General features: G+C 38.0%; 19 protein-coding genes. 16 read left to right on the top strand and 3 right to left on the bottom strand.

All coding sequences use genetic code 11. The features are described from left to right. Positions 1-6: 6 nt before the first annotated feature. Complete coding sequence (gene pth, locus P375_RS02935; protein WP_039134146.1) at positions 7-594, bottom strand: aminoacyl-tRNA hydrolase; 588 nt, start codon at positions 592-594, stop codon at positions 7-9. 66 nt (positions 595-660) lie between these two features. Next, complete coding sequence (gene birA / locus P375_RS02930) at positions 661-1,605, bottom strand: bifunctional biotin--[acetyl-CoA-carboxylase] ligase/biotin operon repressor BirA (protein ID WP_039134143.1); 945 nt, start codon at positions 1,603-1,605, stop codon at positions 661-663. A 124-nt stretch (positions 1,606-1,729) separates the two neighbouring features. Between birA and P375_RS02925 the strand changes: the two genes are divergently transcribed. The 13 genes from P375_RS02925 (at position 1,730) to P375_RS02865 (ending at position 14,137) form a co-directional block, all read left to right on the top strand. Next, entirely contained in the window at positions 1,730-2,164 is a 435-nt protein-coding gene (locus P375_RS02925; RefSeq protein ID WP_039134140.1) for a type II toxin-antitoxin system RatA family toxin, read from the top strand. Then, the gene (locus P375_RS02920; protein WP_018345578.1) at positions 2,157-2,471 is read left to right on the top strand and encodes an RnfH family protein; all 315 of its coding nucleotides are present in this window, start codon (positions 2,157-2,159) and stop codon (positions 2,469-2,471) included. Before P375_RS02925 ends, P375_RS02920 begins: the two co-directional genes overlap by 8 nt. A 14-nt stretch (positions 2,472-2,485) precedes the next feature. Next, positions 2,486-3,691 carry a cupin domain-containing protein gene (locus tag P375_RS02915; RefSeq protein WP_021460994.1) on the top strand — a complete coding sequence of 402 codons (1,206 nt, stop codon included), beginning with the start codon at positions 2,486-2,488 and terminating at the stop codon, positions 3,689-3,691. After that, positions 3,681-5,048 (top strand): exodeoxyribonuclease VII large subunit, encoded by a 1,368-nt coding sequence (xseA, locus tag P375_RS02910; protein WP_084598481.1) that lies wholly within the window; start codon positions 3,681-3,683, stop codon positions 5,046-5,048. The genes P375_RS02915 and xseA overlap by 11 nt, the downstream gene beginning before the upstream one ends. A 35-nt stretch (positions 5,049-5,083) precedes the next feature. Further along, positions 5,084-6,313, top strand: a complete 1,230-nt coding sequence (locus tag P375_RS02905) for a XylR family transcriptional regulator (protein ID WP_052121781.1) — start codon at positions 5,084-5,086, stop codon at positions 6,311-6,313. 226 nt (positions 6,314-6,539) lie between these two features. Continuing rightward, complete coding sequence (gene nrfA, locus P375_RS02900) at positions 6,540-8,033, top strand: ammonia-forming nitrite reductase cytochrome c552 subunit (RefSeq protein WP_039134137.1); 1,494 nt, start codon at positions 6,540-6,542, stop codon at positions 8,031-8,033. Between the two features lie 63 nt (positions 8,034-8,096). Beyond that, entirely contained in the window at positions 8,097-8,687 is a 591-nt protein-coding gene (gene nrfB, locus P375_RS02895) for a cytochrome c nitrite reductase pentaheme subunit (protein WP_013746493.1), read from the top strand. Then, on the top strand, positions 8,684-9,361 hold the full coding sequence (gene nrfC / locus P375_RS02890) for a cytochrome c nitrite reductase Fe-S protein (RefSeq protein WP_026210921.1): 678 nt from the start codon (positions 8,684-8,686) through the stop codon (positions 9,359-9,361). Before nrfB ends, nrfC begins: the two co-directional genes overlap by 4 nt. Continuing rightward, the gene (gene nrfD, locus P375_RS02885) at positions 9,358-10,317 is read left to right on the top strand and encodes a cytochrome c nitrite reductase subunit NrfD (RefSeq protein ID WP_039134132.1); all 960 of its coding nucleotides are present in this window, start codon (positions 9,358-9,360) and stop codon (positions 10,315-10,317) included. The genes nrfC and nrfD overlap by 4 nt, the downstream gene beginning before the upstream one ends. 85 nt (positions 10,318-10,402) lie before the next feature. Next, the gene (locus tag P375_RS02880; RefSeq protein ID WP_039134129.1) at positions 10,403-12,310 is read left to right on the top strand and encodes a heme lyase CcmF/NrfE family subunit; all 1,908 of its coding nucleotides are present in this window, start codon (positions 10,403-10,405) and stop codon (positions 12,308-12,310) included. Then, on the top strand, positions 12,307-12,846 hold the full coding sequence (locus P375_RS02875) for a DsbE family thiol:disulfide interchange protein (protein ID WP_039134126.1): 540 nt from the start codon (positions 12,307-12,309) through the stop codon (positions 12,844-12,846). Before P375_RS02880 ends, P375_RS02875 begins: the two co-directional genes overlap by 4 nt. A 12-nt stretch (positions 12,847-12,858) precedes the next feature. After that, positions 12,859-13,311 (top strand): heme lyase NrfEFG subunit NrfF, encoded by a 453-nt coding sequence (gene nrfF / locus P375_RS02870; protein WP_039134123.1) that lies wholly within the window; start codon positions 12,859-12,861, stop codon positions 13,309-13,311. Next, a complete protein-coding gene (locus P375_RS02865) occupies positions 13,304-14,137 on the top strand; it encodes a TPR domain-containing protein (RefSeq protein WP_018345586.1) in 834 nt (277 codons plus the stop codon). Before nrfF ends, P375_RS02865 begins: the two co-directional genes overlap by 8 nt. A 46-nt stretch (positions 14,138-14,183) precedes the next feature. Here P375_RS02865 and metC read toward each other — a convergent pair whose 3' ends face one another. Next, entirely contained in the window at positions 14,184-15,377 is a 1,194-nt protein-coding gene (gene metC, locus P375_RS02860; protein WP_039134120.1) for a cystathionine beta-lyase, read from the bottom strand. 172 nt (positions 15,378-15,549) lie between these two features. Between metC and P375_RS02855 the strand changes: the two genes are divergently transcribed. From P375_RS02855 to cpxA, 3 genes are all read left to right on the top strand, one after another. Beyond that, complete coding sequence (locus P375_RS02855) at positions 15,550-16,152, top strand: peroxiredoxin C (RefSeq protein ID WP_013746485.1); 603 nt, start codon at positions 15,550-15,552, stop codon at positions 16,150-16,152. Between the two features lie 263 nt (positions 16,153-16,415). Next, positions 16,416-17,135 carry an envelope stress response regulator transcription factor CpxR gene (gene cpxR / locus P375_RS02850; RefSeq protein WP_013746484.1) on the top strand — a complete coding sequence of 240 codons (720 nt, stop codon included), beginning with the start codon at positions 16,416-16,418 and terminating at the stop codon, positions 17,133-17,135. A 199-nt stretch (positions 17,136-17,334) separates the two neighbouring features. Beyond that, positions 17,335-18,744 (top strand): envelope stress sensor histidine kinase CpxA, encoded by a 1,410-nt coding sequence (gene cpxA / locus P375_RS02845; RefSeq protein WP_021460984.1) that lies wholly within the window; start codon positions 17,335-17,337, stop codon positions 18,742-18,744. Positions 18,745-18,884 lie beyond the last annotated feature (140 nt).

Below are 18,884 nucleotides of genomic sequence, written 5' to 3'. Positions count from 1 at the left end.
TTATCCTTATTCAGCTCGGAAGCCATTCAAGCGATTCATCGCTTTTTCGACTCCCTCTTTCATTAAAATATCAATACAACTTTCTGCTTCATCCAGTGCTTTATCAATTAAGAGTTGATCTTGCGGGGTAGGTTTGCTTAACACATAATTCGCCACTAAACTTTTATCGCCGGGATGACCAATGCCAACGCGAAGACGATAAAAGTTTTTGTTATTTGCTAACTGAGAGATAATATCTTTCAAACCGTTATGACCGCCGTGTCCGCCACCAAGTTTCAACTTCACACTACCAGGAGGTAAATCCAGCTCATCGTGAATAACCAAAATTTCTTCCGGCAAAATACGATAAAAATTCACCAATGCGCCAACTGATTTTCCGCTTAAATTCATAAAAGTAGTCGGTACCAACAATCGAATATCCTTGCCTGAAACAGTTGTCATTGCAGTTTTACCGAAAAATTTATTCTCCTCTTTTAAGCTGACATTAAAACGGCGTGCCAAGCGAGTAATCATCCATTCACCTGCATTATGCCGTGTATCTTGATATTTACTGCCTGGATTTCCCAACCCTACAATTAATTTTATTTTTGCCACAATTCTTACCCTGTCGCTAAAATGGGCTGCTATTTTATGCAAAAACCCCTTTTTCTACAATCACAATCACGATTGATCATTTATCGGACGCAGTGAAATTTCTCCAATAGAAAAACTAAGTTGTTGATTATCTTCCGTATTCAACAATAGTTCCCCTTTATCATTTATTCCCTGCTCTATCCCAATAATGAATTGATTTTCCAATAATAATTTCACTTTCTTTTGATAAAATGCATCATATTGTCGCCATTGCGAAATAAAAGCCGATAATCCTTCTTGTTCAAACAAGGCTAATGCCCGTGCTAAATGTTGAATTAATTTAACAATCAATAAGTTACGATTTATATTTCTCTGCTTACTAATCATTGCAATTGGTTGATCTACTACAAATTTTTTCGGCAAATTGACATTTAAACCTAAACCGATTACTACCTGATTTTGTGCTAAATGCGGATTATGTTTCATCTCAATCAAAATCCCACCCAACTTTTTGCCATCTAACCAAATATCATTCGGCCATTTTAACTGAACTGAATGTAAGTTAAGCTCAGTCAATGCATGAGCTACCGCCATTCCAGCCGCCAAACTCAAGCCAGAAATATCACAATTTGTTGAGAAAATACGGTAGTAACTCATTATCACCTGTCCGGCAAACGGCGATAACCACTGACGACCACGCCGACCACGTCCAGCAAATTGATATTCCGCCAAGCAAACACTGTTATTTGATAATTTAGGCAAATTGTTTAATAAATATTGATTGGTAGAATCGATCACAGGCTGGATAAGCAACTGTTGTTGTGGCAAATTTTTTGTTAAAAACTCACTGTCTAGCACCTCTGCCGAAGCTAGCCAATAACACCCGTCCGTTTCACAACAAATTTCTATTCCTTGTTGATCTAATTGTTGCAAATCTTCCATAAGTTTTTGTTTTGTTATGGATAATTCTTGGCAAAGATCAGTATAAAAATGTTTTTTACCATCTGATAATGCGGACAATAACACAATCATTCCTTTTCCTTCCAATGCAAAATGGCGACAAAACCCGTATAATACACCGCATTTGTCTTTATCTCTATCGCTTATGCTATTAGATAAACCGCTATGTTGCGATAACCTTTACTAAGGAAAACGAATGAATCGTGTCTCTCAAACAATGTTAGTGCCGCACAGTGCCGAACAGATGTATCAGCTTGTGAATAATTATCAACGTTATCCTGAATTTTTACCCGGCTGTGTTTCAGGCAAAACCTTACATCAACAAGGCAATGAGTTGGATGCGGAACTGATTGTCAGCAAAGCCGGCATTCGTTTAGCCTTTACCACGCATAACACAATGCAACCGAATCAGTCGATACAAATGAAATTAGTGGAAGGTCCATTTAAACATTTAAATGGAGAATGGCGTTTCCTTGAGTTGGATGAATACAGCTCACAAATCAGCCTACAATTACAATTTGCTTTTTCTAATGCGTTAGTGGAAAAAATGTTCGGTAAAATTTTTCAACAACTCACTTCACAAATGGTGCAAGCCTTCAAACAACGTGCAAAGGAGATCTATCGTGTCTAACATTAATGTAGAAATTGCGTATGCTTTACCTGATCACCATTTTTTAAAAAAAATTCAAGTCACCGCAGGCAGCAATTTGCAAGCTGCGATTTTGCAATCAGGTGTTTTACAGATCTATCACGATATTGATCTTCGTAACAATAAAGTCGGTATCTTCGGGCGTTTAGCCAAGTTAACCGATATCGTACAGGAGGGAGATCGGATTGAGATCTATCGTCCTTTATTGGCTGATCCGAAAGAGATTCGCCGCAAACGTGCCGCCGAACAAGCCGCGCAACAACAAGCCAAAAAAGCACAAACAAAATAATTAGGAATGCCGTTATGACACACGCTTTTTGTTTACCCACAACCATTAATGCCGAAACTTTTCTTCGTGATTATTGGCAGAAAAAACCGCTTTTAATCCGTCAAGGTTTGCCGCAAATCATCGGAATGTTTGAACCGCAAGATATTATCGAATTGGCACAAGATCCGGATGCAACCGCGCGTCTTATCCGCACTGATATTGTACAGAATCAAGAGCTATGGCAACTAAAAACCAGTCCGCTATCAGCACAAGATTTTAGCAATCTGCCGGAGAAATGGTCGGTATTAGTGCAAAATTTGGAACAGTGGTCTCCGGAATTAGGTAAATTATGGCAGGCTTTCGCTTTTATTCCTCAATGGCAACGGGATGATATTATGGTTTCATTCGCGCCAAAAGGCGGTTCAGTCGGCAAACATTATGATGAATATGATGTTTTTCTGGTGCAAGGCTATGGTGAACGCCGTTGGCAACTGGGCAAATGGTGTGATCCTTCAACTGAATTTAAAGCCAATCAACCAATTCGCATTTTTGATGATATGGGGGAGTTAATTTTTGATGAAGTGCTGCAACCCGGTGATGTGCTTTATGTGCCGTCTCGCCTTTCTCATTACGGTGTTGCCGAAAGTGATTGTTTGACTTTTTCTTTCGGTTTGCGTTATCCGAATGCTGCTGATTTGCTGGAAAATTTGTGCAAAACGATTGAACATCACAGCGAACAAATCAATAGCAGTGACTTTGCTATTCCCTTCCGTTTATCACCGAAACCACAGCCGAATGGTCAATTAAATAGTGAGTCTGTTGCCAACTTTAAACAGCATTTGTTAGATTTATTAGCTAATTCATCCCAATTTGATGCCTTATTGCAACAAGCGGTGGCACAAACCGTCAGTGCTCGCCGTTATGATTTATTACCAACGGACGCAGAATATTATCCAGATGAGCTGCTCGAAATGTTGCAAGCTGGCGACAGACTCAGTCAAGATGCGAACTGCAAAATTATCTATACCGATAACGGCAATATTTTCATTAATGGTGAATGGATTGATGAGTTAAATGAAATAGAACAAACACTTTTGGCAGATTTTGCCAATGGTAAATCACTTGATTGGCAACGTTTACAAAAACTTTCCGCTGACATTTCTCTCGATTTATTATTAGACAGTCTATGCGATTGGCTCGACAGCGGTTGGCTTCTATTAGAGAGTGTTGATGATGTTTAACCGTGAAAGCCAACCAACAATTTATTCCATTAGCCAATTAAATCGCCTTGCAAAAGAGATCTTGGAACAAGAGTTGGGAAGCCTATGGCTGAGCGGTGAGATTTCTAATTTTACACAGCCAGTTTCTGGACATTGGTATTTTACACTGAAAGATAAAAATGCTCAGGTACGTGCGGCGATGTTTCGTATGCGTAATTTACGCGTTAATTTTAAACCACAAAATGGAATGCAAGTTGTGGTGCGTGCCAATATTAGTTTGTATGAACCGCGTGGTGATTATCAGATTATTGTGGAAAGTATGCAAACTGCCGGCGAAGGGCTGTTACAACAACAGTTTGAACAATTAAAAATGAAGTTGGCAGCTGAAGGTTTATTTGCTCAGCAATATAAAAAAGAGATTCCAGCACATTGTCGAAAAATAGGCGTTATTACCTCCGCTACTGGTGCAGCATTACACGATATTCTACAGATCCTACGTCGCCGAAATCCCGTGCTTGAAGTGATTATTTATCCAACTTTAGTTCAAGGAAAAGAAGCTGCTCAAGATATTGTCGCTAGTATCAAAATCGCCAACATCCGCCAAGAGTGTGATGTATTAATCGTAGGTCGTGGTGGCGGTTCACTTGAAGATCTCTGGTGCTTTAACGAAGAAATTGTTGCCCGAGCTATTTTTAGCTCACAAATTCCAATTATCAGTGCTGTCGGTCACGAAACCGATGTAACAATAGCAGATTTTGTTGCCGATTTACGTGCATCAACACCATCTGCTGCAGCCGAGTTATTAAGCCGAGATCAAAAAGAACTTTGGCAAAAAATTGATTATCTACAACAACGTTTAGAAATTGGTTTTACTTATAAACTCAGTCACTCTATCCAACGATTAGAACGTTTACAATTACGATTAAAAAATCAACATCCACAAGCTAGATTACAACTGCAACAGCAACAATATCTCTATTTGCAACAGCGTTTAAAACAAGCGGTTTCTAACTATTTACAACGCCGTCAACAATCACAAACATCATTATCTAAACGGATTTCACAGTTACCGTTAACATTAAAAATTGAAACGCAACAGCAAACGGTTAACCAATGGGAAGTTCGCTTACATACAGCAATAAATACATTTATACAGCAGAAAAAACATAAATTAGCCAATCTCGGTGGTCGTTTAGATAACATCAGTCCATTAAAGGTATTACAACGCGGTTATACTGTTACCACATCAATGAATACAGAGTTAATCGACAGTATTAAACAGGTAACAATCGGGCAAGAAATCATCACTCGAACTGTTGACGGCAAATTGATCAGTCAAATTACTCGAATTGAACCATTACCGGACAGAAAAATCTAAAGACAAGTATTATTTCTGCCATAATAGGAAGCATTATGACAAAAGCCTATTACCAAATTGCCCTGCTGTTTAATGCCAACAAAGTTTATGATCGTGAAGTGATGGCAGGTATCGGTGAATATATTCAAACCTCTAAAACAGCGTGGAATGTCTTTCTGGAGGATGATTTTATTCATCGAGAATTAAGTCTAGATCAACGCCATTTGGACGGTATTATTGCAGATTTTGATAATCCGGAGTTAGTACAAAAATTACAACATTGTCCTATACCGGTTGTAGCGGTTGGCAGTTCCTATCAAAATCCTCAACATTATCCGCAAAATGTTCCCTATATCGCCACTGATAACGACGCTATTTTACAAGTAGCATTTGAACATTTGCAACGAAAAGGCATCAATCATTTTGCTTTTTACGGCTTACCCAATCCTGGTTTTCAACACTGGTCAAATGAACGCCGAATGGCATTTGAACGCATAATGAAAAACAACAATTATCAACCGGAAATCTATCTTGGACAAGAAACGCACGCTGATAATTGGCAACAAGCTCAACAACAACTTAGTGAATGGATTACTGCATTACCAAAACATACCGGAATCATTGCCGTAACCGATGCACGTGCCAGACATCTGTTACAAACTTGTGAGCTGCTGGATATTCCCGTACCTGATCAACTCTGTATTATCGGAATTGACAACGAAGAATTAATTCAAGCATTTTCTCGTGTTTCACTTTCATCAGTCGTACAAGGCACTAAAAATATGGGTTACCAAGCGGCAAAGTTGTTACACGCCCAATTAGAAAATCGCCCGATTAAACAATACCAATATTTAATTCCACCATTACGCATTGAATCTCGTACTTCAACTGACTATCGTTCAATTCAGGATCCTTTAGTCATTCAGGCTTTGCATTATATCCGAGTTAATGCTTGTTCCGGCATTAAAGTCGAGCAAGTTTTGGATTATGTTAAGGCTTCTCGTTCTAACCTAGAAAACCGTTTTCGTATTGAAACTGGCAAAACAATTCATCAAATATTGCATAATGAAAAAATGAACAAAGCCAAGCAGCTACTGACAGATACGGATATTGCTATCCAAGAAATTGCTGAAATATGTGGTTACCCTTCCGTACAATATTTTTATTTCGTTTTCAAAAAAGAGTTCAACCAAACGCCAAATGAATATAGATTGCAAAAATCACGCCAAATACCTCTAAATGAGTACAAAAATAAATTGTATAACTTATTGATTAATATAATTTAATTACCCATAAATGGGTATTAATAATAACTTACCTCCTATTTTTGCCACAATCGTGTAAAACTTTTTGATTAATCTCAAAAAAACAGCATAAAACCTTAGAAATTATAGCATTATTTGATAAAGTAACTTTTATTTACGGCTTATTTTGTCTTTCTCTTTTCTGTATAAAGTATAGACAATTGTTAGCTTTTTGTTATGTGAATAACTTTATGTTGGGGTAATTATCGTGAGAACTTTAAAACAAGCATTGTTTGTAATGCTAGCTGGAATAGCAACTATAAGTGCTATGTCCGCTTCTGCTGAAGATAAAACAGCTAATCCGGTACCGGATCAGAATCAACTGAATAATGACAAATTCAAAGATATGAAATTTGACATTGATAAAGTTGCCGTTCGCAATGATCTTTTTGCAGAAAAATATCCACTTCAATATCAATCTTGGTTAGGTACCAGCCAATCTGAAGAAATTGGTGATGCATTAGCGGAAGATCCTCGATTAGTAGTGCTTTGGGGAGGTTATCTGTTTTCATCAGAATATAATCATCCTCGCGGTCACTATTATGCGGTAACCGATGTACGTAATATCTTGCGTACAGGTGCCCCAAAAGATGAAAACAGTGGACCTCAACCAGCTGCTTGTTGGACTTGTAAAAGCCCGGATGTTGCTCGTTTAATTACTGAAAAAGGCGAAGATGGCTATTTCGGTGCAAAATGGGCAAAATGGGGTAACGAAATTGTTAATCCTATTGGTTGTGCCGACTGCCACGATACTAATTCAAAAGAGTTCGCTGAAGGTCAACCAGCTTTACGCATTGCTCGTCCACACGTTTTACGCGCTTTAGATAAGATTAATTGGAATTTTGAACGTTCCGATAAAACCGATAAACGTGCTGCTATTTGTGCTAACTGCCACGTTGAATACTTCTTCGCCGGAGATAAAAAAATCGTTACTTTCCCTTGGCAGAACGGCGTAAGCGTTGAACAGATGGAAAAATATTATGATGATCTCCAGTTTAAAGATTGGACTCATTCACTATCCAAAGCACCAATGTTAAAAGCACAGCATCCTGATTTCGAAACTTGGACGATGGGAATGCACGGTAAAAATGGTGTGACTTGTGTTGATTGCCATATGGCAAAACAACAAACCGCAGATGGTCGCGTATTTACTAACCACAACATTGGCAATCCGTTCGATAACTTCCAAAATACCTGTGCTAATTGCCACGATCAAAGCAAAGAAAAACTACAAAGTATCGTTAATTCACGCAAAGAACGCGTACAGTCCGCAATGATCAAACTTGAAGATCAACTGGTTCACGCCCACTTTGAAGCAAAAGCCGCGTGGGATGCCGGTGCGACTGAAGCGGAAATGAAAGATGCCTTGCAAGATATCCGCCACGCACAATGGCGCTGGGATTACACTTCTGCCAGCCACGGATTCTATATGCACGCACCTGAAGTTGCTTTGGAAGTCTTAAGTTCCGGTTTGGATAAAGCAGCAGATGCACGTCGTAAATTGGCTGTTATTCTTACCAAACATAACGTAAAACAACCGGTTGCTATTCCTGATATTTCTACTAAAGAAAAAGCACAGGCTGCAATGGGCATTGATATTGAAAAACAGAAACGTGAAAAAGAAGAGTTCTTAAAAACGGTTGTACCTCAATGGGATAAAGAAGCTAAAGAGAAAGGTTTATTACCTGCTGATGCAAAATAAATTTTGGTCCGGTTGCTCGTTATGAGCAACCGCTTAAATCAGGATTTCCTTGAGGATAAGAAAATGAGTTTTTATATGTCTTTTAAAAAAGTGCTGTTTGTTACGGCTTCTCTGCTGCTTGCCGTTAATGTTTCGGCACAGGAAACAAGTAACACAAACGGTGCAAATACGTTAAGTTACCAACCGCAGTTGGAAAATCAACGTGATCCGAATCAATACTGTGCGAAATGCCATAAATTTAATGATCAACAATTTCACGGCACCCACTTGAGCAAGTTAAACCCGAATAACGGCAAGCCGATTAATTGTGTCAGCTGTCACGGTAAAATTTCCGAAGATCACCGTCGTGGCGTGAAAGATGTGATGCGTTTCCACGGCGATATTTTTGACGGCAAAACACCGATGTACACCGTTCAGGAACAGAACCAAGTCTGTTTCGCTTGTCATCAACCGGAAAAATTACGGGAAAAATTCTGGGTTCACGATGTTCACGCAATGAAATTGCCTTGTGCAAGCTGCCATACATTACACCCGGAACACGACGCAATGAAAGGTATCGAACCGAAACAACGCGTTAAATTATGTGTCGATTGCCACGGTAAACAACAGGCGCTTCGTGAAGAAAAACAGAATCAAGCGAATAAGGAAAAATGATGAATTGTTCACGCCGTAACTTTGTTTCGGGTATGAGTGCATTGATGTTGGTTGCCGGTACCAGCAATAAAACCTTGGCGGTTGCACTCTCCGAAGAAAAAAATAAACGCTACGGAATGCTGCACGATGAACGCAGTTGTATCGGTTGTACTGCCTGTATGGATGCTTGTCGTGAAGTCAATCAAGTTCCTGAAGGCGTTTCCCGCTTACAAATTATTCGTAGCGAACCTTATGGGGAATTTCCGGATGTGGAATATGAATTTTTCCGCCATTCGTGCCAACACTGCAGCAATGCCCCTTGTGTTCACGTCTGCCCGACCGGTGCTTCATTCATTGATGCCAAAACCGGTATTGTCGATGTGAATAAAGATTTATGCGTAGGTTGTCAGTACTGTATTGCCGTCTGCCCTTATCGTGTTCGTTATATCAATCCGATTACCAAGGCAGCGGATAAATGTAACTTCTGTCGCGATACCAATTTGGCAAAAGGTAAACTGCCTGCTTGCGTGGAATCTTGTCCAACGAAAGCGTTAACCTTTGGTGATTTGAATGATCCTCATAGTGAAATCAATAAAAAAATTCACCAACAGCAGGTTTATCGTACCAAAGTGGAATTAGGCACAGAACCTAACTTGTATCACATTCCAAGTAAACACGGGGAGATCAGACGATGAACAGTCCTTTTCATTTTCCATCCCTCGTGTGGGATGAAATTATTGCGATTTACCTTTTCTTATTAGGTATTTCCGCCGGTGCAACAATGATTGCGGTATTGCTCAAACGCAGCGGTATCGCCGGCAATCATCCCAGTGAAAATAATATTATTCGCTGTGCCGCCATTATTGCACCGACAACATTGCTGTTAGGTTTAACCATTTTGATTTTCCATTTAACTAAACCTTGGACTTTCTGGTATTTGATGTTCAACTACCACCACACTTCTATTATGTCGATGGGGGTAATGCTGTTCCAAGTTTATATGGTATTTCTGCTTTTATGGTTAGCTTTTATTTTTAAAGCATTAATAGCTCAACTGATTAAGCGCTTTTTGCCGAAACTCGCTTTTATCAATAACATTATTGAAAAGTTGGAACGTTTTAGTTCTCCGGTAGAGATTATCCTTGTTTTCCTTTCTGTTTTATTAGGTGCTTATACCGGTTTCTTGTTATCGGCATTAATCAGTTATCCAATGCTGAATAATCCTGTTTTGCCGGCATTATTTTTAGCTTCCGGAACCTCTTCCGGTATTGCTGCATTAATGATTGCTGCATTGCTCTTTACCAATGAAAGTTCTCATTCTCCGGCATTGACTTTCGTCCATAAATTTGAATTGCCGGTAGTATTAATTGAAACATTTCTACTTTTTGCATTCTGTATCGGATTATTCCTCGGTGGCGGTCAAAAAACGGTTGCACTTTATAATGCAATCGGTGGTGGTTTTTGGTCTTATGTATTTTGGATAGGTTTAGTAGGTATTGGCTTAATTGCTCCACTTTTCCTGAATGCAGTAGCACCTGAAACATTAAAACATCGCAAAGGCTTTATACTCTTTGTTGCCGGATTAAGTTTATTCGGTGTGCTTTGTTTACGTTTTTGGGCATTATATGCAGGACAAATGACACTTGCCTAAAATGCAAAAGCCTATAAGCTTCGACCTACTTCCGTTACAAGAAGTAGGTCATATTTTAATATTTATTTTCTGACAATAACTAAAAATGTTGCCTGAACTCGGATTTTTAAGTTTACTCATTGTTGTTGCTTTGACGTTTTGTTTAGCTTTTATACCAGCTTACGGTCTATGGCGAAACAAACACGCTTTCGCACAATTGGCTTATCCGTTAAGCATTCTCTATGCTATTTTCTGTACGATAACACTAATAGCATTGGCATATGCATTTGCGAATAATGATTTTTCACTTGAATATGTCGCGCAACATTCTAATTCCAACCTGCCATTATTTTATAAAATTGCTGCAACTTGGGGTGGTCACGAAGGTTCAATGCTGTTTTGGCTCTTTTCACTTTCACTCTGGACAGCACTGTTTGCTCATTATAATCGTCATAATGATCAGCGTCTTATCATCTCAACGCTAGTACTAATGGGAATGATCAGCTTTTGTTTTGCGGTTTTTATTCTGTTTTTATCTAATCCTTTCAATAGGTTATTTCCAGTTCCACTTGAAGGACGTGATCTCAATCCAATGCTACAAGATATTGGTTTGATCATTCATCCACCATTGCTCTATCTTGGTTATGTCGGTTTAGCGATCAATTTCTCATTGGTTATTGCTGCTTTAATTTATCAAAAATTTAATGCCGCATTCGCACGATTATGCCGTCCTTGGGTTCTAGGTTCTTGGGCATTTTTAACTATTGGCATTGTATTAGGTTCTTGGTGGGCTTACTATGAACTCGGTTGGGGTGGTTGGTGGTTTTGGGATCCGGTAGAAAATGCTTCATTGATGCCGTGGTTAATCGCCACTGCACTGTTACATTCACTTATTATCTATGAGAAACGAGGAATTTTACTCTATTGGGTGGTATTGCTCTCAATTTTTGCCTTTTCCTTGAGCTTATTGGGAACATTTATTGTTCGTTCAGGCGTCTTAGCATCGGTACACGCATTTAGCATTGATCCGCAACGCGGACACGCTTTATTAACAATCTTTCTGCTGTTCACGCTATGTGGGCTATTATTATTTGCTTTACGCATCAAAGAGTTACATTCTATTGTCAAATTTCAACTGATCTCAAAAGAATCCGCATTTTTATTCGCTAATATTTTATTCAGCCTTACAACATTTATTGTCTTCACCGGTACGTTTTATCCAATGATCTACCATATGTTAGGTTGGGGAACAATTTCTGTCGGTACGCCTTATTTTAACCGGCTCATCGTGCCATTAATTTTTATCCTTATGATATTAATGCTATTTTCACCATATTTACACTGGCAAAAACTCCCATTTTCATCAATTAAAAAAGTCACTTTATATCTGTTTCCAGCAGTAGTCATTACATCCTTTCAAATACTGGTAGAGCAGAATTTCAACTTCTCTTTACCTTCAATTTGGGCATTTATTAGTCTAAGTTTGGCTTGGTGGTTGCTACTCAATACTCTCTGTTCTTCGCAATGGAAAAATAAAAAACAATGGTCAATGCGCTTGGCACACTTAGGCATTGCTATCAGTATTATCGGTGGCACAATGAGTAACTATTATGCCAAAGAAATTAGCGTTAAAATGTCTCCCGGCGACACACAAACATTGCATAATTATCAATTTACTTATCTTGGTTTCCGCAATGAAATTGGTCCAAACTATACCGCAGAACGAACGTTTTTCGTGATTAGTCAACAGGACAGTCTCATTGCTGAGATAAGTGCTGAACGTCGCTATTATGATGTGCGTACAATGAATATGAGTGAAGTGGGGATAAAATGGGGATGGTTATCCGATCTTTACATCGTAATGGGAAATAAAATTTCAGCAAATGAATTTGCATTCCGCTTGCACTACAAGCCCTATATCCGTTGGTTATGGTTTGGCGGATTATTAGCAATGTTGGGAGGTTTTATTGCCGTTTGGAACGCTAGAAAACCAAAACTAAAAGGTGAAAAATGAAACGTTGGTTACTCTTTATTCCGGCACTTTTTATTTTAGCATTAGCTCTCACCCTATTTTTAGGAATCAGCCAAGATCCATTGCAAAAAATGAAATCACACCTCAATAAACCGTTGCCACCATTTTCCTTGCTTGATTTACACGATCATCATCGCCATTGGCAGAATCAAGATCTGCCACAAAATCAAGTTTTCCTAATCAATATTTGGGGTAGCTGGTGTCAATTTTGCAAACAGGAGTTCCCTTTATTGAAGAAAATAGCGCAACAACATCAACTACCGATTGTTGGTATTAATTATTTAGATAAACAAGAAAATGCGGTGCAAACATTACAGCAGCTTGGCAATCCATTCACTATCAATGCCTTCGATAATAAAGGAATGTTTGCAGCAGAATTGGGTATCAACGGTGCGCCTTATACCTTTATTATCGATAAAAATGGGAAAATACGTTATTTTTTTGAAGGTGGTGCGATTAATGAAACGATTTGGCAACAACAGATGTTACCGTTAATTCAACAATTACAAGCGGAATAAGAGAGGCTTTTAATGAAAAATTTCATATTTTTACTGCTCTGCTGCACTGCTTTTGCACGCGCTGAAATTGTTGAAACCTTTCAATTTCATTCAGAAGAGTCACAACAACGGGCGATTTCGTTAGCAAAAACGTTGCGCTGCCCGCAATGCCAAAATCAGAATTTAGTCGAATCCAATGCGGAGGTTGCCGCTGAATTGCGCTTGGAAGTTTACAAGATGGTTAATCAAGGTAAAAGCAATGATGAAATTATTCAAATAATGACGCAACGTTTCGGTGATTTTGTGCGTTATGATCCGCCTTTTACCTCCAACACATTTTTACTTTGGTTAATTCCATTGGTTGCCGGCATCATCGCCTTATTCTCTTCACTTTTTTATTTAAAAAAACGAAGAGAAATCACATTAGATCCGCAACAGCAACAGAAAATCGCAGATTTTTTACAACAACGGGAACAGAATGGCTAATTTAGTTTTTTTCGCAGGTGTAGTTGTTTATCTACTGATTTTAGTCGTGATTTTTTATTTACATTCTCCGACCGAGAGTGAGGATCGACATAATCAAAAACTGAATAATCAATTATTGCAACAACAGTTACAACAACATAAATTTAAGGAAAATGAAGCACTTGCCAATGAAATTGTCTATCGCTTTATGCAAGATCAGAAAGATGAAGAAATTGCCAACAGTATGGCAGATTATTCTAAAAAAATTGCTTGCGGCATTGGTGTGATTATTCTGGTGGTAATGGTGGGTTATTATTTATATAGCGGTAGACTGCAAATGCTAAATCAACAACAGACTACGCAAACAGAAAACAGCCAAATAGAAAAGCAAGAAACAACCACAGCCAGCCTCAATGACGACAATATTATTGCGATTCAAAATAAAATTCGCACCGATCCGAATAACGGGGAAAATTGGTATGAATTAGGTTTAGCTTATGCACAAAATAATGAATTTAATAACGCTATCGAATCTTACTCTCGTGCAACCGTATTATTGGGTAGAAAACCTTATATTTTAGGTGCTGCCGCTACTGCACTTTACTATAAAGATCAACAACATATATCACCTCAAGCGCAACAATGGTTGGATGAAGCATTACAGCTTGATGCGCAAGATACCGCTTCTTTATTATTATTGGCGAATGATGCTTTTAAGCAGGCGCATTATGGTTTAGCGATCAATTACTGGCAGAAAGTGTTGGACAGTCATCGAAAAGTCGATCGTAAGCTATTGATTAACCTTATACAAATCGCCGAAGAGAAACAAAAATTGATAAAAAAATAGTTGCAGCCGAAAAACTGCAACTATTTAAAAATATCAAGAATTTTTGCTAACTGATACGCTGCAACCCTGCCGCCAAATCGGCAATCAGATCTTCGCTTGCTTCCAAACCGACGTGAATTCTGACTAAACTGCCGCTCAATTTACGCTCAATATTCGGGCGAATTTTCGCAATTTCTTCCGGCTGATTAACCAGAATTAACGATTCATATCCTCCCCACGAATAAGCCATACTGAATAAGCTGAAATGGTCAAGAAATTCAGCCACCTCTTGATCATTCAAGCGTTTATTTAATTCAAACGAAAATAATCCACTGGCACCGCTAAAATCTCGCATAAAAAACTCGTGTCCGGGACAGCTTGGCAATGCCGGATGATAGACGGTTTTCACTTGCGGTTGTTGTGCCAGCCATTGCGCAATTTTAATGCTGCTTTCGCCTTGCTGCTGCAAACGTAATGCTAAGGTTCTAATCCCTCTTGCTGTTACATAAGCGGTATCTGCATCCACCATTTGTCCCATCAAATAGGATTGTTCCCTTAATTGATCCCACGTCCGTGCATTTGCCACAGCCGTACCAATCATCGCATCGGAATGCCCCACTAAATATTTCGTCCCTGCTTGAATTGAAATATCAATATCGTGCTGCAATGCAGGAAACAACAGTCCTCCTGACCAAGTATTATCGATCATAATTACAATATCAGGCTTTTTTGCTCTCACAGCTTGAACAATAGCTGGAATATCAGCTACTTCCATTGTTAAAGAACTAGGAGCTTCTAAAAATAACACTTTTGTATTATCTTCAACTAAATCAGCAATTTTCGCTCCCGTCATTGGATCATAAAAAGTAGTACTGATCCCCATTTTTTTCAAAATGATATTACAGAATTCTTGAGTAGGCTCATATGCCGCGCCAGTTACCAAAATATGATCTCCTTGCTGTACAAACGCCAACAGACTGTTACTAATCGCTGCTGCTCCGCAAGGATAAAGATAACAACCGGCCCCTCCCTCCAATTCGCACATCAGATCTTGTAAAGCGAAATGTGTTAATGTACCTCTACGACCATAAAATAGTGCCTGTTTTGCTCTTTCTTGAGCTGCTTTTTTCTTATCTGCCACTGAATCAAACACTAATGAAGATGCTCTCTGAATAACAGGGTTAACACTCCCTTGCGTAACTCTTTTTCCTCTACCAGCGTGAATCAAATGAGTGTTTTTTTGTTGTATTTGCGTTACCATAATTAAACCTCTTTTTGGTACATAAATCGATTAAACATTAATTGATTTGATAGATAAAAACAACTGTATATTTAGAGGTAAAAGCGGTATCTTTTACTGCGTTAAAACAATGATGGTTTTAAAAATATTGTTTTAGTTTTATGATTAATTAGATATTCTCAAGGAGATAATTATGGTATTAGTAGCTCGTCAAGCACCTGATTTCACAGCTTCAGCAGTTTTAGGTAACGGTGAAATCGTTGACAATTTTAACTTTAAAAAACACGTTGAAGGCAAAGCAGCAGTAATTTTCTTCTGGCCATTAGACTTTACTTTCGTTTGTCCATCAGAAATTATTGCATTCGACCACCGTTATCAAGAATTCAAAAAACGTGGTGTTGAAGTTATCGGTGTTTCTATCGACTCTCAATTCACTCACAATGCATGGCGTAAAACTCCTGTAGATCAAGGCGGTATCGGTGAAGTTCAATTCGCAATGGTAGCAGACGTTAAACACGCAATCGCTCAAGCATACGGTATTGAACACCCTGAAGCCGGCGTTGCATTACGTGCATCATTCTTAATCGACAAAAACGGTGTTGTTCGTCACCAAGTTGTTAACGATCTTCCATTAGGACGTAACATCGATGAAATGCTTCGTATGGTTGATGCGCTTGCATTCCACGAAGAACACGGTGAAGTTTGCCCAGCGCAATGGTCAAAAGGTAAAGAAGGTATGAAAGACAACCCAGAAGGCGTTGCAGCATACTTGAAGAAAAATGCAGATCAACTTTAATTCTGTCATTCTAAGTTAGATAAACCCTGCTTCGGCAGGGTTTTTAGTTTCCGTATTTACTTAATTCAGCCAACAACTAAAAGTAACTTAAAGAAATTATCATTAAGTATATAGTTAATATCAAACTAATCGCAATTAACCTATAAATTCATCAAAATTACACTACATCAATAAACTTTTCTTTATTTATATCTTTAATAAACTATTATTACATCCAATATTGCTATACAATAATCCAATTTCTTAGTTTAGGGGACGATTTTATGCCTAAAATACTTCTGGTCGATGACGATGTCGAATTTACAAGTTTACTTGCTGAAGTTTTAGCAATGGAGAGCTTTGAAGTTGAAGTAGTACACAACGGAGAAGACGCATTACATACTTTAGATCTCAGTTATGATCTTATTCTATTGGATATTATGATGCCTAAACTTGGTGGTATCGAAACCTTAAAGCAGATTCGTCAAAAATACACTACACCGGTGTTAATGTTAACTGCTCGTGGTGATGATGTTGATAGAATTTTAGGTTTAGAGCTCGGTGCGGATGATTACCTCTCAAAACCGTTTAACGATCGTGAACTTGTTGCGCGTATCAAAGCGATTCTTCGCCGAGTAACGAAAGTGCCGACACCACCTAATGTCAGCCATATCGAATTGAATAACGGTGATGATCAAAAAACATTATATTTTGATGATATTGTGTTGTATCCGGGTCGTCAGCAGGTGATATATCAAGGTAAAGATTTGGAATTAACCGGTACGGAATTCGCCTTATTGTCGATGCTTATTCGTAATCCTGGGCATATTCTCTCACGTGAACTGCTTTCAATTGAAATTTTAGGTAAACGCTTAACACCATTTGATCGTGCAATTGATATGCATATGTCCAATTTGCGTAAGAAGTTACCACCGAGAAAAGATAATTTACCTTGGTTCAAAACCTTAAGAGGAAGAGGTTATCTTCTTGTTACTCAACAATAATGATATTTGATTTTGGTAAAAGCCCTCAACAATGAGGGCTTTATCTTGTAAGACGATAATTTATTTTATCAATTTCTCACGCTGTTTCGATTCGCAAACAACACCTAGAGAATTGAGCTGATGTAGATAGAGATTACAGTTTTAAAATAATATATTCGACTGCCACAAACAATAGCTTTTAAGCGTTAAGGAAATTTTGATGAAAAATGCAATATTACGACCATTTACTTCCCTGACCGGTCAAATATATCTCTTTTTTATATTAATTTTCTGCATTGCATTTACCATCGCTGTTATTTTACCTTCTTTTGATTCCCGAAATTACTCCTTAATCGAATCAAGAGAATTAAATGATTACAATAGTATCGTTTTTTCTATAATGGAAAAGATGAGTTCTACAGATGTATTAAACATAAAAAATACGGATAACTTCTTAGAAAAAAAATATAATTTGAATTTTGCTTTTATTAACAGTGACGATGTTATTTTTAGTAAAAATTATGAAGACTTGGTGAATTTAAGAGATTTTATCTACCACTCAAACAGCCCCTTAATTCCACAAAAAAAGCAATTTGATGATTCTCAAATCATAGGTCCGTTCCAAATTAAATTAAACAATAATGCCAATGACTTGGATAAATTAGATACTTACCGTATTTATTTTATCAAGCCGATCAAACCACTTTCTCCTATTATCCAAGCATTTTTTGACAAGCCGGCTTTAATGCTGATTATTATTGTTATTTTAACCGCACCGTTATTATTAATCCTCTCTTATCGAATTACTAAACCTATTATTGAATTACGTAGAGCAGTAAATAATGTTGCTGTCGGTAATTTTTCCATTAATACCGATCTTGAAAAAAATGGTCCTAAAGAGATTCAGGCTGTGGGAAAAAGTTTCAACCAAATGGTAACAGCAATAGATAATCTCTTAAACTCGCAAAAAAGAATGTTGTCCGATATTTCTCACGAATTAAGAACACCGTTAGCACGCTTAAAATTATCAGCCGCAATTCTGCGTCGCAAAAATGGCGAAACACCGGAATTGACCAGAATTGAAACCGAAGCAGAACGCTTAGAACAGATGATTAGTGATATTTTAAATATTTCCCGTCAACAGATTAACACCCATCTTGAACACGAAATATTTCCTATTGAGGAAATTTGGGAAGATGTGCTCGAAAATGCCCGTTTTGAAACGGAACAATCAAAACAGCAGCTCATTATTAATAATCAAATAAAACATCCTCATCGTTATCGTATTAACGGCAATCCAAACGCACTGGCAGGTGCATTAGAAAACATTATCCGTAATGCCGAAAAATATGGTAACAATACCATTAGAGTTTCATTCTCTATCAACCAAAATGAACTGATTATGATGGTAGAAGATGATGGTAATGGTATCGATGAAAGCGAATATCAAAATATTTTCCAACCGTTTTATCGTATTGACACTGCGCGTACACGTGAAACCGGCGGCATCGGCTTGGGATTAGCCATTGTATTTAATACTGTACAGCAGCACCAAGGCTATATCTCCGCACAAAAAAGTGAACTTGGCGGTTTATCTATCGAAATCCGCTTACCTTTATGGTTTGATTAAAAATTAAGGTATTTTTATCCATTAAATGCTAAAAAAACGATAAAACTCTAAATAAATTAAATTTTTATTCTTTTTATAACCGGCTTATGTTATTGTGCGTGCGAAATATAAGAAGAGATAAAACATTACAACACGGAGAA

The sequence above is a fragment of the Gallibacterium genomosp. 2 genome (assembly GCF_000771895.1).
Classification (GTDB): Bacteria; Pseudomonadota; Gammaproteobacteria; order Enterobacterales; family Pasteurellaceae; genus Gallibacterium.
This window is presented reverse-complemented; position numbering and strand designations above follow the sequence as displayed.